At 69.3% G+C, this 15,352-nt stretch carries 15 protein-coding genes and 3 pseudogenes; 9 read left to right on the top strand and 9 right to left on the bottom strand.

Annotated elements, in window-relative coordinates; all coding sequences use genetic code 11:
- Positions 1-487 (top strand): annotated as a pseudogene (locus ACFYOS_RS35610) (IS1380 family transposase); the annotation flags it as partial.
- Between the two features lie 165 nt (positions 488-652).
- Here ACFYOS_RS35610 and ACFYOS_RS35605 read toward each other — a convergent pair.
- Positions 653-1,114 carry a transposase gene (locus tag ACFYOS_RS35605; protein WP_387151483.1) on the bottom strand — a complete coding sequence of 154 codons (462 nt, stop codon included), beginning with the start codon at positions 1,112-1,114 and terminating at the stop codon, positions 653-655.
- 385 nt (positions 1,115-1,499) lie between these two features.
- Here ACFYOS_RS35605 and ACFYOS_RS35600 point away from each other — a divergent pair, with 385 nt between their 5' ends.
- Positions 1,500-3,767, top strand: a complete 2,268-nt coding sequence (locus ACFYOS_RS35600) for a S8 family serine peptidase (RefSeq protein ID WP_387151480.1) — start codon at positions 1,500-1,502, stop codon at positions 3,765-3,767.
- Between the two features lie 193 nt (positions 3,768-3,960).
- Here ACFYOS_RS35600 and ACFYOS_RS35595 read toward each other — a convergent pair whose 3' ends face one another.
- Both ACFYOS_RS35595 and ACFYOS_RS35590 read right to left on the bottom strand, forming a co-directional pair.
- Positions 3,961-4,332, bottom strand: a complete 372-nt coding sequence (locus ACFYOS_RS35595; RefSeq protein ID WP_387151476.1) for an ArsR/SmtB family transcription factor — start codon at positions 4,330-4,332, stop codon at positions 3,961-3,963.
- A 153-nt stretch (positions 4,333-4,485) separates the two neighbouring features.
- Positions 4,486-4,689, bottom strand: coding sequence for a hypothetical protein (locus ACFYOS_RS35590; protein ID WP_387151472.1), 204 nt, complete (start codon positions 4,687-4,689; stop codon positions 4,486-4,488).
- Positions 4,690-4,699: 10 nt separating this feature from the next.
- Here ACFYOS_RS35590 and ACFYOS_RS35585 point away from each other — a divergent pair, with 10 nt between their 5' ends.
- A complete protein-coding gene (locus ACFYOS_RS35585) occupies positions 4,700-5,323 on the top strand; it encodes a dihydrofolate reductase family protein (protein ID WP_387151470.1) in 624 nt (207 codons plus the stop codon).
- Positions 5,324-5,448: 125 nt separating this feature from the next.
- Here the strand turns inward: ACFYOS_RS35585 and ACFYOS_RS35580 are convergent, their stop codons facing one another.
- A complete protein-coding gene (locus ACFYOS_RS35580; protein WP_387151467.1) occupies positions 5,449-5,901 on the bottom strand; it encodes a winged helix-turn-helix transcriptional regulator in 453 nt (150 codons plus the stop codon).
- 92 nt (positions 5,902-5,993) lie between these two features.
- Here ACFYOS_RS35580 and ACFYOS_RS35575 point away from each other — a divergent pair, with 92 nt between their 5' ends.
- The 3 genes and pseudogenes from ACFYOS_RS35575 (at position 5,994) to ACFYOS_RS35565 (ending at position 7,841) form a co-directional block, all read left to right on the top strand.
- Positions 5,994-6,200, top strand: coding sequence for a hypothetical protein (locus ACFYOS_RS35575; RefSeq protein ID WP_387151464.1), 207 nt, complete (start codon positions 5,994-5,996; stop codon positions 6,198-6,200).
- 26 nt (positions 6,201-6,226) lie between these two features.
- Positions 6,227-6,623, top strand: a pseudogene (gene tnpA, locus ACFYOS_RS35570) (IS200/IS605 family transposase).
- On the top strand, positions 6,624-7,841 hold the full coding sequence (locus ACFYOS_RS35565) for an RNA-guided endonuclease InsQ/TnpB family protein (protein ID WP_387151461.1): 1,218 nt from the start codon (positions 6,624-6,626) through the stop codon (positions 7,839-7,841).
- A gap of 305 nt (positions 7,842-8,146) precedes the next feature.
- On the opposite strand, the gene ACFYOS_RS35560 is transcribed toward ACFYOS_RS35565, so the two are convergent.
- Complete coding sequence (locus ACFYOS_RS35560; RefSeq protein WP_387151487.1) at positions 8,147-9,292, bottom strand: RNA polymerase sigma factor; 1,146 nt, start codon at positions 9,290-9,292, stop codon at positions 8,147-8,149.
- A complete protein-coding gene (locus tag ACFYOS_RS35555) occupies positions 9,289-9,708 on the bottom strand; it encodes a YciI family protein (protein WP_387151458.1) in 420 nt (139 codons plus the stop codon). Before ACFYOS_RS35555 ends, ACFYOS_RS35560 begins: the two co-directional genes overlap by 4 nt.
- A 544-nt stretch (positions 9,709-10,252) precedes the next feature.
- Between ACFYOS_RS35555 and ACFYOS_RS35550 the strand changes: the two genes are divergently transcribed.
- The 3 genes from ACFYOS_RS35550 to ACFYOS_RS35540 all read left to right on the top strand — a co-directional run bounded on the left by ACFYOS_RS35550 (position 10,253) and on the right by ACFYOS_RS35540 (position 12,958).
- Positions 10,253-11,560, top strand: a complete 1,308-nt coding sequence (locus ACFYOS_RS35550) for an MFS transporter (RefSeq protein WP_387151456.1) — start codon at positions 10,253-10,255, stop codon at positions 11,558-11,560.
- A 95-nt stretch (positions 11,561-11,655) separates the two neighbouring features.
- Positions 11,656-12,153: a YcxB family protein gene (locus ACFYOS_RS35545; RefSeq protein WP_387151453.1), complete on the top strand. Its 498-nt coding sequence runs from the start codon at positions 11,656-11,658 to the stop codon at positions 12,151-12,153.
- Positions 12,154-12,295: 142 nt separating this feature from the next.
- Positions 12,296-12,958, top strand: coding sequence for a tol-pal system YbgF family protein (locus ACFYOS_RS35540; RefSeq protein ID WP_387151451.1), 663 nt, complete (start codon positions 12,296-12,298; stop codon positions 12,956-12,958).
- 214 nt (positions 12,959-13,172) lie between these two features.
- On the opposite strand, the pseudogene ACFYOS_RS35535 reads toward ACFYOS_RS35540, so the two are convergent.
- The 3 genes and pseudogenes from ACFYOS_RS35535 to ACFYOS_RS35525 form a co-directional block, all read right to left on the bottom strand.
- A pseudogene (locus ACFYOS_RS35535) lies at positions 13,173-14,415 on the bottom strand (RNA polymerase sigma factor).
- Positions 14,412-14,798, bottom strand: coding sequence for a YciI family protein (locus ACFYOS_RS35530; RefSeq protein WP_387151449.1), 387 nt, complete (start codon positions 14,796-14,798; stop codon positions 14,412-14,414). The pseudogene ACFYOS_RS35535 and the gene ACFYOS_RS35530 overlap by 4 nt, the downstream one beginning before the upstream one ends.
- Positions 14,799-14,803: 5 nt before the next feature.
- A complete protein-coding gene (locus ACFYOS_RS35525; RefSeq protein ID WP_387151446.1) occupies positions 14,804-15,184 on the bottom strand; it encodes a YciI family protein in 381 nt (126 codons plus the stop codon).
- Between the last annotated feature and the right edge of the window lie 168 nt (positions 15,185-15,352).

The following is a 15,352-nucleotide window of genomic DNA, read 5'->3' as shown; positions in this document are numbered from 1 at the left end:
CACCTTCTTCTCCGTCGGCGTCGCCATCACCGAGGCGATCCGTGAAGCGATCCGCCAGGCGCGCAACTGGATCCCGGCGGTCGACACCGACGGGCAGGTGCGTGACGGCGCCGAGATCTGCGAAATCACCGGCCTGGCCGGCGACGACGGCTACCCGGCCGGGACCCGGTTCATCGTCCGCCGGGAACGCCCGCACCCCGGTGCGCAACTGACCCTGTTCGACACCATCGAAGGCTGGCGTCACCAGGTCATGGCCACCGACACCCCCGCAGGACAGGGGTCGATCCAGCACCTGGAGGCCCGCCACCGCGCCCACGCCCGCGTCGAGGACCGCATCCGCACCGGCAACCGGCTACTGCACGTCCCGGCCCGAATCACCCGATCCGCCCGACAAACCCGCCTGCGCATCGCCGTGACCTGGCCATGGGCCGAACACCTCGCTGCCGCGTTCACCCGCCTCGCCGCGTTGCCCCGCCCACTCACCTGAGCCCGGCCACCCACCCCGACGAACACCCTCGGAGGAACCCGGCCACCGCGCCGGGCCACCGGTATACCCACGCCAGCAATGACCACCCGAAAGATCAACCAGCCGCCTCAACGGCCTTGATCAACAGTTAGCGAAAGACCGAGGCTAGTCGCCCACATCACCGCCCTACGCGGCCATTCGGCTAAGCCTTCGCCCCCGGCTCCCTGCCCCAACTCGCCGGGATTCGCGGTCAGCAACCTCGCCGCGCTCCCCGCCTGGCTTGTCGCGGTCCGGTTTGGGCCTCCCTTGAGCGCCCGGACGTGGGAGCCGTCGATCGCTGCATGGGAGCTGCCCGGCGGCCTGGAGTCTGTCGAGCAGAACTTCGTGCAGTTGCTGCCACACCTCGGCCTCGTTCCGGTCGCGCAGCCTGCGCCAGCAGGTCATCCCCGAACCGAAGCCGAGTTCCTGGGGCACGTACTCCCACGGGATCGCGTTGTAGAGCACGAACAGGATCTTCCACAACACCTTGCGGTCATCCAGTGGTTTGCGACCGGGGAACCGATGCCGGCGAGGCAGACGGGTCGGCAGCAGCGGCGCGATCACGCCCCACAACTCGTCCGAGACGATCCACGGCGGCTGCTCACCCATCCTCACATCGAGGATGAACGATCATCACGTGCCGAGGATGTAGCCCAACATCATTTCGTTTAGGAGCTCTAAGTGATGCGCCGGTGGGGCGCGGCGCCGGTGAGCGGGACGCGATCGCCGGCTGGAGCGGCCGCGCGGTCATTGACCGTCCGTCGGCGGCGCGGATGCGAGTCAGGCGATCGGCAGGAGAATTGCATTCCCCGTCGAAGACTTCCGCGCGCGTCGATATCTCGCGTGAACGGAGGTGTTTTCGGTGCTTTGTCCTCCTGGCGGCCCGATTCGGACGCCGGGCCAGGTCATCCCCCTCTCAGGTCAGGGGGTGTTCCACCTCAGGTACTTACTCCAGAGGTTGATGGAAATGTGCCCACCGCCGCCTTGATCCGATGTGGAGAGAGGGATAGCATCCGCAAAAGTCGATCTTGTAAAGGGGCTGAATGTGTCGACCGCGAAACGGATGAAAACGGGGCTGACCGCGGCACTCACACCGATAGTGGTGCTCGGCATCGTCGCGCAGCCGGCCCGGGCGGAGGTGGCCGCACCACCGCCGATCACGTCCTATGAGGGAGATCCCGGCCGGCTCGGCGACCCGGCGAGCTGGCGCACCCCCGAGTTCAACCGAGACACCGGCCTGCTGTCGATGGGAGTGGAGTTCGCCTACGCCGCCGGATATTCCGGGACCGAGATGAACATCGGTGTCGTCGACTCGGGCGTCTTCGCCGGGCACGTCCGGGAGCACGGCAGCCTCGCCACGGACTACGCGACCGGGGACCGCTACTTTTCGGTGGAGGCCGCAGGTGGCCAGACCGGTCCCACACCCGGGTTCTACGACCCGGCGTTCAACGACAGCCACGGCACGCACGTCAGCGGGACGATCGGCGCGAGCCGCGACGGCGTCGGCGAGACCCAACCGGGGGGACCCATCGCCAACATGCACGGGGTCGCGTTCAACAGCAACGTGTACGTGGGCAACACCCACAAGACGGACGGCGTGCTCTACGGTCTCCTGCCAGCGACCGCGACCGGCGCGCAACGGCCGGACGACGCCTACATCGGCAGTGTCTACCGGGCCGTGAATACCGCCCAGACGGCGAACGGCAAACCCGTCAGGATCATCACCAGCAGCTGGGGCAGCCAGCCCAACACGGAGAACTACAACACGTATGACGCGCCGGCCGGCAGCCCGGCGAGCTTTGGCCTGAACACGGCCTGGCGCCTCTGGTCCACCCCGGACGGCGTCGTCGACGCCAACGGCAGCACCGTCCGTTGGCTGAACGGCGCCATCGAGGCCGGGCGCAGCGGCACGATCATCCAGTTCACCGCCGGTAACAGCGGCTACGTCAACCCGTCGCCGCGCGGTGCCGCGCCGTACTTCATGCCCGAACTGGAGGGACACTGGTACACGACATCGGGGATCAACCCGACGGTGGGCCGCACTGTCAACCCTGACGGCTCGGTCCTGGTTCCCGGCCAGCAGACGTTCAACCAGTGCGGTGTCGCGAAGTGGTCCTGCGTGACGGCACCGAGCAATGGGATCAACAGCACGACTGTGCAGGTCGTCAACGGCGTGCCGCAGCCTCGCTACGGCAGCTCATCGGGCACCTCGATGGCCGGGCCCCACTCGGCAGCCGCGCTGGCGTTGATCATGCAGCGCTTCCCGTACCTGACCAACGAGCAGGCGCTCTACACGATGTTCACCACCGGCCGGCAGAACAACACGATCAGCGACGCGGCGGGCAACGCCACTCCCAACCCTACCCGCGGCCAGATCGTGCAAGTGCCCGACCGGCGCAACGGCTGGCACACGCCCAGCCTGCGGGAGGCCATGAAGGGCCCGGGCCAGCTGCTGGGGCCGTTCGTCGTCGACACGCAGGGGCACAGCGACGTGTGGTCGAACGACATCTCCGACGTCGCGATCCAGGCCCGGCAGCGGGAGGACGCCGACGAGACGGCCGCCTGGGAGGCGACCAAGCTGGCCAAGGGATGGACGAACGGCCTGCCAGCCGACGCGAGCGACGTCGACCGGTCGGACTACGCCATCGGGATGCGCCGCGAGCAGGCCCGCAACGCCCGCGTCTACGAGGGCAGCCTCACCAAGCGCGGCGCGGGGACCCTGCTCCTCACCGGCAACGAGACCTGGCACGGGACGAGCACCGTCCTCGACGGGAAGCTTTCGATCGCCGGCACGCACGCGAGCGCGATCGACGTGCGCGGCGGGACGCTCGGCGGCAGCGGCACCGTGGCGGACGGCGTAACCGTCACCGGCGGCGTGCTGCAGCCCGGTCTCGCGGCCGACGAGGCGGCGCAGATCACCGACGCGTCCGTCACCCCTGGCGACGTCCTGAACGTCGGCGGGAACGTGAGCATCGGCCAGGAGGGTCGCCTCGCCGTGACCATCTCGGGCGACGGCGACTACACGAGTGTCCGTGCCGCCGGTGAGCTGGCGCTGGCCGGCGAGCTGGACCTGGACGTGCGTGGATCGCTCACGCCGGGCACCGTACTCACCATCATGAGCGGAAGCTCGATCAGCGGGACCTTCCACGCGGTCCCCGAAAACCGGGTCATGAACGCGGACGGTCACCTGTTCCGGGTGTCCTACAAGAACAACAGCGTGACGCTCACCGTCCTGCGCGCGCTGCCGCCCGCAGCGAGGTAGGCCCCCACCGGGCAGTAGGTGGTCGGTGGGCCGCGATGCCGGACTCGGCGTCGCGGCCCACCGTTGTTCGCGTTGGTGCTCACCACCGCCCACCTGGACCACACGCCGGAGCACTGCGGCCCGGCCAACCGAGCGGACGTCATTGCCGGCACCCGCAGGGCCCGGCATCGGCGCCGACCTTCGACGGTGCCGCTCAGCGTGCCTTCTTCGTCGCTCGCTTGCGGGGCGGCGTCAACAGGTCGGCGATCGCCGCGATCGCGGACGGCACCAGGCGGTAGTACGCCCAGACGCCCCGCTTCTCGCGCTCCAGCAGACCGGCCTCGGTGAGGATCCGAAGGTGATGACTCACGGTCGGCTGGGAGAGACCAAGCGGCGCGGTGAGGTCACTCACGGACGCCTCGCCCTCCGGAGCGGACTGGATCAGACTGAGCAGTCGCAGCCGGGCCGGGTCGGCGAACGCCTTCAGCACTCCCGCGAGCCGTTCAGCATCGGCACGCTTGATCGGCTCGCCGGCAAGGGGCGAGATGGCAGGTGTAGCACTTTTCGCAGTTCCCACATCTTCCATCGTTCCACCAACAACATCGATAGGCCGGTAGAACGAGCACGATGACCGCAAATGCCTGGTGAACCTGCTCGCCGGAGAGTCCTGGCAGGGCTCAGAGCCAGGGTGGTGGGCCCTCGAAGGTGAGGGTGTGCACGTCGAACAGGACCGCCGCCTTCACGCCCAGGTGAGGAGCGGCGCTGGTTCGGGGCCGGCCACGCCCAGGCCCTTGCTGTAGTCAGCGTGCGCGGCGAGCGAGGCGATGCCGCGCGCCGAGAATGCGCAGCCAAGCTCGACCTGACCCAGCTCGACGAAGCGGACCGATGAGTCCAGCGCCGGCGGGCAGTCTCTGCTACGTCCGATGTCTCCGATATCCGTCACAGGAGGAAGCATGAGTACCACCGAACGGCGAGGCCCGGTGAAGGCCGCCATCACCGTGTCACTGGACGGCTACGTCACCGGTCCCGACGATCGCGAGGGCCAGGGGCTCGGCATCGGCGGCGAGCGGCTCCACTACTGGGTGATGGGTGGCCCGTGGACCTACGAGACGGAGCGTGAACCCGGCGCCGGCATGACCGACGCGGACCGTGCGTACTTCGATGCGCTGCTGGAGGGGACGAGCGCCGGCCTGTGCGGCCGGGGCATGTACGACAGCGCCGGCGCCTGGGGCGGCCGGAATCCGTTCGGAGGCACCATGGTCGTGCTCACCCACCGCACCGCGGACCAGCCCGACCCGAGCACCGGTTTCCTCATGGTCAACGGGTTCGAGGAGGCGTTGACGGCGGCCCGGCGGGCGGCGGGCGACAGCGGCGTCGCCATTGGCGGGGGCGCTGACATCATCCGGCAGGCGCTCAGGGCGGGGGTGGTCGATGAGCTCGGCATCACCACCGCTCCGGTCGCCCTCGGCCGGGGGAAGCGGCTCTTCGAGGGATTCGACCGCGATATCGACCTCAAGATCCTTTCGGTCCACCAGGCGCCGTACGCCGTTCATGTGCGGTACGCCGTCGTGCGCTGATCCGGTCGTGGCGGGGAGGCCCACCCGCAGGGCACGCAGGCGTCGACGAACCGGGGGCGCGCCCGACGGCGGTCGCGGATGCTGTTGGGCCGTCAAGGTGGGCAGGGGCTTTGGGCTCGTCTCGGTCACACGGCTGCGCCGGGGCCTGGCAGCGGGTCGACGTCGTTTGCGTGCATCGGCTCGCCGCAGTGGGCGCAGCGCAGGTCGACACCGCTGACCTCGCCGCACGCGTGGTGGCGGTAGAGCACTGGCGGGCCAGCCTCGCCCGCGAGCCATTTGTCTCCCCAGCCGGTCATGACCATGAGCAGGTCGACCAGTTCGGCGCCCTTCTCCGTCAGCACGTACTCGTAGCGCGGTCGCCGGTCGTAGGGACGGCGCTCGAGCACGCCTTGGTCGACGAGGTGGTTCAGCCGCTCGGTCAGGACCTTGCGCGAGATCCCGAGGTCCGCCTGGAGCTGCTCGAACCGGGTGAGCCCGACCCATACGTCACGCAGGACCAGCGGCGACCAGGGCTCCCCGATGACGTCGAGCGTACGCGCGATAGAGCACGCCATTTTGCTGAAGTCGGTGCGCTGCATGGAACAAGTCTAGCAATCGGGGTTCCCTCAGGGAACTGAAGTTGCTATGGTCACAGCGTCTCTTGAAGGAACCCCAGGGAGGATCCCGGAAGATGAGCAAGGTCTTCAGCGCCCACGCGGTGTCGGTCGACGGCTACATCACCGGCCGCAATCCCGGCGCCGGGCGTGGGCTCGGCGACGGGACGACGCTGCCAGAGGTACCTCATGGGGGATACCGCAACGGGCTGATCGAAATGGGTGGCGCGCAGACCCCCGGCCTTAGCCGTGGGGATAGTGTGTCAATTTCGGACGGACAGTAGATAGCACGATGCTGCATATTGCACGGGTGTCCGTTGCCCTGCGGTCGAACAGCAACGTGGTGTTCCAGTGCGCTTTCCACGTCGTGTGGTGCCCGAAGTATCGACGCGGGGTGCTCGGCGGCCGGATCGGAGCGGTTGAAGCAGCTCATCCGTGAGGTGGTGGAGGAGAAAGGGGCGTGGCTGGTGGCGCTGGAAGTCATGCCCGACCATGTCCACCCGCTGGTCGAGGTGGACCCGCAGTTCGGCGTCCACAAGCTCGTCAAGGCGGTCAAGGGACGGACGTCTCGGGTGCTGCGTGAGGAGTTCCCGTCGCTGCGTTGCCGCCTGCCTACTTTGTGGACGAACTCGTATTTCGTGGCGGCCACCGGCGGCGCCCCACTGGCAGCGGTGAAGCGGTGCGTTGAGCAGCAGAAGGGCCGTTAAATGCTGACCGGCCGCCGCTATCTGCTCGCCTTCACCGGCGAGCAGGCCGGCTACGCCGAACAGGTCGGCGCGGTGTGTCGGGCGGTGTGGAACACAGGCCTGGAGCAGCGGCGTGAGTACCGCCGCCGGGGCGTGTTCATCGGCTATAACGAGCAGGCCTGGCAGATGGTCGAGGCGAAGAAGGACCCGGACTGCGCGTGGCTGGCCGACGCGCCGTCGCACACGTTGCAGCAAACCCTGCGGGACCTGGACCGGGCGTGCAAGAGGCATGGCACGTGGAAGGTGCGCTGGCGGTCCAAGGCCCGCACCGCCCCGTCGTTCCGGTTCCCCGACCCAAAGCAGATCGGCGTGCGCCGGTTGAACCGCAGGTGGGGTGAGGTACGCCTGCCGAAGTTCGGGCCGGTCAGGTTCCGGTGGACCAGGCCGTTGGGTGGCGCCATCCGTAACGCCACGGTCTGCCGTGACGGCGGACGCTGGTACATCTCGTTCTGCGTCGAGGACGGCGTGACCGAGGTTGCCCCGAACGGTAAGCCGCCGGTCGGTGTGGACCGGGGTGTGGCCGTGGCGGTGGCCACCTCCGACGGGGGGCTGGACGAGCGGCAGTTCGTCACTGCGGGCGAGGCGGCCCGGCTCAAGCGGTTGCAGCAGCGCATGTCCCGGTCACTGCGGGTCCATGGCCGCAACCGCGGGTCGAAACGTCGCGACGCTACCCGCGCGCAACTCGGCCGGCTCAACGCCCGTATCCGGGCCCGCAGGGCTGACTTCGCCGCGCAGACCGCCGTGCGCCTGGTCCGCGAGCACGGCATCGTCGCTGTCGAGGACCTGCGGATCAAGAACATGACGGCCAGCGCGAAGGGCACCGTTGAGCAGCCCGGCCGTAACGTCCGCCAGAAGGCTGGCCTGAACCGGGCCATCCTCGCCAAAGGGTGGGGCGGATTCCTGCTCAAGCTGGAACACGCCGCCCGCTACCACGGGGCAAAGATCGAGAAGGTCAACCCGGCATACACGTCGCAGACCTGCAACGCCTGCAAGCATGTCGCCTCGGATTCCCGCAAGAGCCAAGCGGTCTTCCGGTGCGTCGCCTGCGGGCATCAGGACCACGCCGACGTGAACGCCGCCAAGAACATCCTCGCCGCCGGGCTGGCGGTAACAGGGCGTGGAGACCTAGCCACAGGGCTGTCTGTGAAACGCCAACCACCCGAACGGCTCCCGGCGTGAACACGCCACGAGCCACGGGAATCCCCCGCCCTTCAGGCGTGGGGAGGAAGTCAACGAACACGCCATGGGCGCCCTCCGCCCTGGATCTCCCGGCTGATCGGATAGCGGCAGCCCGCCAGGTCCAGGCAGGCGACTGACCCGTCCCTGGCACGGCAGATCCCCCATCGATGAGCGCGCCTGTCGTCGCCGCTCAGGTTCCTCGCTGGCGTCGTGCAGCTGGGTTTCGACCCGCCTATTCAAACTGAGGCGACCGCTCCTCGCCACAGGACCTCACCAAGGCTGCCGGGAAGTCCGAGCGCGACCCGTCAGCGACACCGGCGGGCGTTGAGCCGGGCGGCCTGACGCGTCAGGTGGTCGCGCTCGGCGAGGTTGGGGGCCTTTTGGGCCGCCTCGGCGTACAGCCGTGCCGCCGTGGCCAGGTCGCCGTCGCGCTCGTGGAGGTATGCCGCCGCCGCAGCGTGGCGGGGCAGTGTGTCGTCCAGCGCCGCGAGCGCCGCCAGCCCGGCGCGCGGTCCGTCGGCTTCGCCGACAGCCACCGCGCGATTGAGCCGGACGATCGGACTGTCGGTCAGGCGCGCGAGCTCGTCGTACCACTCGACAATCTGCACCCAGTCCGTCTCCTCGGCGGTGGGCGCGTCAGCGTGGAGCGCCGCGACGGCGGCCTGGGCCTGGAACTCGCCCAGCCGGTCGCGGGCGAGGGCTGCCTGCAGGATCTCGACGCCCTCAGCGATCGACGTGGTGTCCCATCTGCCGCGGTCCTGCTCAGCGAGCGGCACCAGGCTACCGTCGGGCGCGGTCCGGGTATCACGCCGGGCGTGATGGAGCAGCATGAGGGCGAGCAGCCCCGCCACCTCGGGGTGGTCGATCGCGGCCGCGAGCTGCCGGGTGAGCCGGATCGCCTCGGCGGCGAGGTCGACGTCGCCGGAGTAGCCCTCGTTGAAAACCAGGTAGAGGACGCGCAGCACGGTGGCGACGTCGCCGGGCTGGTCGAACCGCACGCCGGAGACGGTGCGCTTGGCCCGGCTGATGCGCTGCGCCATGGTCGCCTCGGGCACCACGTAGGCCTGGGCGATCTGGCGGGTGGTCAGCCCGCCGACGGCGCGCAGCGTGAGCGCGACCGCGGACGACGGTGTCAGCGACGGGTGGGCGCACAGGAAGTAGAGCTGGAGCGTGTCGTCCACCGCAGGCGCGGGCCCGGGCGCCGGCTCCTCGTCGACGAGCTCTTCACGCCGGCGGCGTGCAGAGTCCGCCCGGGTCGTGTCGAGGAACTTGCGCCAGGCCACGGTGGCCAGCCAGCCCTTCGGGTCCCGCGGCGGGTCGGTCGGCCAGACGCGGACCGCCTCGACCATCGCGTCCTGGACGGCGTCCTCGGCCGCCGCGAAGTCGGCTCCGCGGCGGACGAGGATGCCGAGCACGCTCGGCGTGAGGCTCCGGAGCAGGGCCTCGTTCATCTGTGAGGGCACTCCGTGATGGTGGGCGACGCGGCGAGGAAGGGGCGCACCTCGAGCCACTCGTGGATCGGCTTGCCGCCCGCCCCTGGGGCGGCCGACAGTTCCCCAGCCAGCTCGACGGCCCGCTCGTAGCTGTCGACGTCAATCACCATCCAACCGGCGATGAGGTCCTTGGTCTCGGCGAACGGGCCGTCGGTGACCGGCGGGCGCCCCTCGCCGTCGTACCGGACAAACGTCCCCTCGGGGGCGAGCGCCTGACCGTCGACGAACTCGCCGGTCCCCTCGAGCCGGGCTGCGAAGTCGTTCATGTACTGCACGTGCGCCGAGATCTCCTCCGGCGTCCACTGGTCCATGGGCACGTCGTTGACCGGAGCCGGAGCGCCGCGGTAGTGCTTGAGCAGCAAGTACTTGGCCATCGTCTTTCTCCTCGGTGCTGGTGCGACCCATCTTGGTCACGTTCACGACGGGGACGGAGCCAGTCACCAGTTCTCGACATCACCGTCCGAACTTTTCGCTCTGATAGTTGAGCCTAGTGAGCCATCTCGCGGTGTCCGGGTCCGCGGCCTGCCGCGGGAACGAGGCCTTCAAGATCAACAGCAACCAGGCGACTGAGGAGTCCGACCCTCGACCGGCCGATGGCCGCGTTCGTCAAGGCGGGGCGGCACGGACCGGCTCAGCGGGCCCACGATGCCGGAGGCGTCGCTGTATCCGGCTGACGGTGGTTCCTATTCGCCTTTCCTGCTGGACCGCCGGTGGCTAGTGTGTGGCGGCGAGTGACCCACGAGGAGCTGAGACATGCCCGGTCGTCCGAGCACGCGTTGACGTCTTAGGCCGTGATCGGCCAGTCATCGCGTGCTGTCCTTGAATCGCGCGGCACAGCGAGCTCTCCCACCTGCACCGTCAGTACGTTTGTCGTACGGCGGTCGGTGCGCCTCGTCCTCAGCAAACCAAGGGGCTTCCGTGCCGTCCGGTTACTCTGCCGCCGTCTCCGATTCCGCTCTTACCGTCACGCCGCGCCTGTGGCGCAACTCCGACTTCCGCAGGCTCTGGGCAGGCCAGACAGCCTCTCAGCTGGGCGAGCATGCGAGCCTGGTGATCCTGCCGCTGATCGCCGTCCTGACGCTCAACGTCGGCGCGGACGAACTGGGCGTCCTACGCGCGGTGGGGCAGGCACCGCTGCTGCTGCTCGCGCTGTTCGTCGGCGTGTGGGTGGACAAGTGGCGGACACGAACCGTCATGGTCCTGGCGGACCTCGGCCGAGCCCTGGCGCTGGGCGGAGTCGCCGTGGCCGGCCTCGTGGGCGGCCTCGGCCTGCCAGCGCTGTTGGCTGTCGCCTTCGCCATCGGGGCTCTGTCGGTGTTCTTCGACGTTGCCTATCAAGCCTCTCTCGTGCGCCTGGTGAAACGCGATCAGCTGCTGCTCGGCAACAGCGCGGTCGAGGGGAGCCGGTCTGCGGCCCAGATCGGCGGTCCCGCCCTCGCCGGGACGATGACGTCCCTGCTGTCGGCGCCGATCGCCACCGCCTCCAGCGCACTGTTCTTCGTGGTGTCGTTCCTGAACATCTCCCGTATCCGTCACCACGAGTCGATCCCGGAGCACCCGGGCGGTCCCCAGCGGATCTGGCGACAGATCCATGAGGGCCTCCGCTTCGTCGTCCGCGACACCTCGCTGCGTAGCGTGTGCCTCGCCTCGGCTGCATTCCAGTTGTCCTTCGCGGCCATGATGACCACCTACCTGCTCTTCTTGCCACGGGAACTGCACCTGTCGGGCACCGCGATCGGGCTGGCGCTCGCCGCGACGGGTCCGGGCGCGCTCGTAGGCTCCCTGCTCGCCGCCCGCCTCCCGAGCCGCCTCGGTTACGGAGCGGTACTCGTCGCTGCGGCGGTCATCGGTGACGGCGTGATGCTGTGCGTGCCCGCGCTGCACGGCACCTCTGCGGCCACCATTCCCGCATTAATCGCGATCAACATCGTGTTCGGAGCCTTCGGCCAACTGGTCAACGTCGCTATCATGGCCGTCCGGCAGGCCGTCACCCCGGACACGATGCAAGGCCGCGTCACCGCGACGATCACCTTCGCCGGCATGGGCCTGACGCCACTCGGCTCGCTGCTCGGCGGCGTCCTCGCAGAACACTGGGAGATACGCACGGCTCTACTGGTCACGGCCGCCGGCATGATGCTTTCACCCGTGCTCATGGCTCTGTCCCCACTCGCCCGCCTGGGGCCGGCGCTTCCACCACCAGATACGGCGCATGATCAGATGCACTGATCTGTCGCCGACAACGGGCGCCCCCCGACGATCCGGCCGGCGGGGCGCGAGTCAGGCGCTGCCCGGGGGGCGGGTGGGGGCACTATCGTTCTGGCGTGCACATCCGTTTTGACGTCCCAGCCGATCCCGCCTACCCAGGCCGCGTGGCCGCTGCGCTCAGCAGTGTGCGGCTGCGCAAGTACGGCTATATCGGCGCGGTGCTGGCGGCGGTCGGGGCGATCGGTTTCGCCGTCTCGCGGGGGTTCACGTGGGGCGAGCAGATCTCGCCGCTGTGCATGGCGATGGTCGTGGGTGGCCTGCTGTCGATGCTGTACTCACCGTGGGTGCGGTGGCGCGCCCGGCGCCGCTCCAGTCGCTACGCTGTCGAGGGCGCCTACGACATCACCGACGACAACATCATGATGCGCAGCGGCTCGGAGTCCGGCGGCATCGCCTGGGACGGGGTCGCCCAGGTAAGGGACACCCCTGAGTTCTGGATCGTGTACGTCGGCCGGATGCCGGCGACCGTGATCCCACGCCGCTTGATGTCCGCCGAGGACGCCGAGACGTTGCGAGCCTATATGGCCAAACGCGGGCTGCTCCAGCGTCGGTGAACTCATTTGCCGCGAAGCGCTCGTCACGGAAGGTAACCGGATCGTGGGTGCCTGCATCCGGACGTGCCGATGAGCGGACGTCCGCTCCGGCCTTGCCCTGACTAGACTGCTGGATCCAGCAGCGATGCCAGCGGGGGCGGCGATGAGCACTGACGATCGGATCGAACGGGCCAGAGAGCTCTATGAACGGGCAGTGTACGGCGGCGATTCCAGCGCGCTGATCGACGCCGAACAGGGCTTGGACGCCGTCGAGGCCGATGCAGCGTTGGCGCGTGGGCGGATTCTGCACGCGCGGTTTCAGAGCGCGGACGCCGACGCCGGCTCGTTGTCCTCCGAGGATCCCGCTGAACTTCCGTTGTTCGAGCGGGCGCTCGAGTTGTACCGGGCACTGGGCGACACGCGTGGCGAGGCCGAGGCATTGTTCTGGATCGGCTGCCTTTACCAGTTCATCCGGCGTGACAACGAGACCGCCGTTCCGTACCTGGAGCGCTCCTGCCGGCTGGCGGCGCAGACCGGCGACAAGCCGACCTGGTCCGAGGCGCTGAGGCACTTAGGCATAGCGGCGCACGCGGCTGGCCAGCTGGACGAGGCGCGCGAGCGGCTGGAGGAGTCATCACGGCTGCGTCGGGAGGTCGGGGCCCTGCCGGGCGTGGCCTCCAACATGATCGGACTGGCCTACATCGCCGCCGCCCAGGACCGCCGAGCGGACGCGCTCGCAACACTCGACGAGGCGCAAACCATCGCACGCGCGCACGATGCTCACGCCATCATGCGACACATCGAGCAGGCGAGAACGCAGATCTAAGCGCGTGGCCACGGCAGAGTTTCCGCAGGTTTCGACCATGACTCAGCCGTAGCCACAACCGTCGTCGAGAATGCGCGCGCTGCCGGCTCCTGCCGGCTGGTTTGCGGCGTTGGCCGGATCGACCGCATAGAGCTCGTAGCACCAGCCGTCGTGCTCGCCGTGACGTCCGCTTCTGCCGCGAACGGTGCTGGAACGGGCTGGCTCCACGTGTCGGTCAGCCGGCGAGCTGGTCGCGGCGGCGGGTGAGGTAGGCCCGCTCCGCGGGGTTGCCGGCGAGACCGATGGCCCGGTCGTACGCCGCCCGCGACTCGCTGCCGCGCCCGAGCCGCCGCAGCAGGTCGGCGCGCGCGGCGTGGAAGGCATGGTAGCCGTCAAGGACCTCGGCGAGCCGGTTGATCTCGGCGAGCCCGACCCCGGGGCCGTCGACCTCGGCGACCGCGACCGCCCGGTTGAGCCGCACGATCGGCGAGGGATCGAGCAGCACCAGGCGGCCGTAGAGGGCGACGATGGTGGACCAGTCGGTGTCTCGGGCGGACGGGGCCCGTGTGGACCGCGTTGATCGCGGCCTGCAGCTGGTAGCGCCCAGGTGGGTCACCGCCGGCCGCCACCGCCTCGATACGCTCGCGAACCAAGGCGTTGCCCTCGGCGATGAGGGTGCGGTCCCACGCGCCGCGGTCCTGCTCGTCGAGGGTCACCAGCTCGCCGGTGCGGGACACGCGCGCCGGCCGCCGGGCGTCAGTGAGGAGCATCAGGGCAAGCAGGCCGGCTACCTCGCCGTCGTCCGGGAGGAGAGCTCGGAGCAGGCGGCCGAGGCGGATCGCCTCGTCGGTGAGGTCGACGCGCACCGGGTCGTCCCCCTCACCGGCGAGATAGCCCTCGTTGAAGACGAGATAGACGACCGCGAGCACGCCGGCGAGCCGCTCACGGATGTCGTCGGCCCGGGGCGCCCGGTGGGGAATGCGCGCCGCCTTGATCTTTGCCTTGGCGCGGGTGATCCGCCGCGCCATCGTGGTCTCCTGCACCAGCAAGGCGCGGGCGATCTCGGGGACGGTGAGGCCGCCGAGCAGGCGCAGGGTGAGCGCCACCCGGGCCTCCAACGCGAGCGCAGGGTGGCAGCAGGTGAAGACCAGTCTGAGCCGGTCGTCCTCGACCGGGCCGGTCGGCTCAGGAGGGGTGTCGTCGTACACGATCCGGGCCGCCTGGTGCTTGGCGTCGCGCTGCGACTCGCGACGGAGCCGATCGATCGCCTTGCGGGTCGCGGTGGTGGCGAGCCAACCGCCGGGATTGGGCGGTACGCCCTGGCGCGGCCACCGCTCTGCAGCCGCTACGAACGCCTCGGCCGTCGCTTCCTCGGCGACGTCGAAGTCGCCGAAACGGCGCGCGAGGCCGGCGACCACCCGTGCCCACTCTTCGTGGTGGGCACGGGTGATCGCCTGCTCGACGGTGGGACCAGTCACGGCTCCAGCAGCGCTCGGACGGATTCCTCGGTTCGGAAGGGACGCACCTCGACCGTGCCGCGGCACGCTTTCGACCCCTCGGCGGCAAGCGCCAGGGCCACGTCGAGGTCGGCCGCCTCGATGACCCAGAAGCCGCCGAGGTACTCCTTCGTCTCCAGGTAGGGCCCGTCGGTGAAGGTCGGCTTCTCGCCCTGCTCGTCGACGGTGGTGGCGGTCGTCGCGGGCTCCAGGCCGTCGGCGAAGACGAAGTGACCGTCCCTCTGGAGCCTCTCGTTGAAGGCGCCGGTGTCGGCGAATGCTTGCAGCATGGCCTCCTGGGAGGGGTAGGTGCCGAACTCGGTGCGCTCGGCCGGTCCGTATACGGACAGCAGGTACCTGGGCACCGCGCTCACTTCTCCCCAGAGCCGTTACGCCGGGCCTGCCCGGGGCCTCGGAACCGGTGCACCTCCTGCGGCCAGTCGAGCACGGTCGCGAGCCTGCCGGCCCAGTATCGCGCCGCCGCGTCGTCGGGCACGTCCACGACGGCGAAGCCGCCGAGGTGCTCTTTGGTCTCGACGTACGGGCCGTCGGTGAAGAGGGGCTTGCCGTCGACCGGCTCGACGCTGCACACCGCGGTGGACCGGTCGAGTCCGCCGTTGGTGAAGATCAGGACACCGTCGGCCTGCATCTTCTCGATCACGGCTCGGGCGGCCGTGGCCTTCTCGCGCAGTTCCTCCGCCGTGTGGTCGGGCACCCACTCATCGTTGAAGGTGATCAGGTACTCCGTCATGGTCGTCTCCTCTCAGTCCCGGGACGAGGGCCTTTCCCGACTCCTCGTGTGTGGCGGTCCGGCCGGCCGCCGCACTAGGTCGTGTCTCGTAGATCTTTAGGCTGGTTGATGCTATCCATTGTGGATGATCCGACGGCACGAGTTGACCGATGCCGAGTGGGCGCTGCT

The sequence above is a fragment of the Micromonospora sp. NPDC005806 genome, assembly GCF_042871425.1.
Taxonomy (GTDB): Bacteria; Actinomycetota; Actinomycetes; order Mycobacteriales; family Micromonosporaceae; genus Micromonospora.
The sequence above is the reverse complement of the archived record's forward strand: the minus strand, read 5'-3'. Positions and strand labels throughout refer to the sequence as shown.

Coding starts and splice junctions, on each gene's coding strand:
- ACFYOS_RS35540 (WP_387151451.1), top strand. CDS start 12,296: ATGAGCACTGACGATCGGATCGAACGGGCCAGAGAGCTCTATGAACGG.
- ACFYOS_RS35580 (WP_387151467.1), bottom strand. CDS start 5,901: ATGCAGCGCACCGACTTCAGCAAAATGGCGTGCTCTATCGCGCGTACG.
- ACFYOS_RS35585 (WP_387151470.1), top strand. CDS start 4,700: ATGAGTACCACCGAACGGCGAGGCCCGGTGAAGGCCGCCATCACCGTG.
- ACFYOS_RS35525 (WP_387151446.1), bottom strand. CDS start 15,184: ATGACGGAGTACCTGATCACCTTCAACGATGAGTGGGTGCCCGACCAC.
- ACFYOS_RS35560 (WP_387151487.1), bottom strand. CDS start 9,292: ATGAACGAGGCCCTGCTCCGGAGCCTCACGCCGAGCGTGCTCGGCATC.
- ACFYOS_RS35595 (WP_387151476.1), bottom strand. CDS start 4,332: ATGGAAGATGTGGGAACTGCGAAAAGTGCTACACCTGCCATCTCGCCC.
- ACFYOS_RS35605 (WP_387151483.1), bottom strand. CDS start 1,114: ATGGGTGAGCAGCCGCCGTGGATCGTCTCGGACGAGTTGTGGGGCGTG.
- ACFYOS_RS35575 (WP_387151464.1), top strand. CDS start 5,994: ATGAGCAAGGTCTTCAGCGCCCACGCGGTGTCGGTCGACGGCTACATC.
- ACFYOS_RS35555 (WP_387151458.1), bottom strand. CDS start 9,708: ATGGCCAAGTACTTGCTGCTCAAGCACTACCGCGGCGCTCCGGCTCCG.
- ACFYOS_RS35565 (WP_387151461.1), top strand. CDS start 6,624: ATGCTGACCGGCCGCCGCTATCTGCTCGCCTTCACCGGCGAGCAGGCC.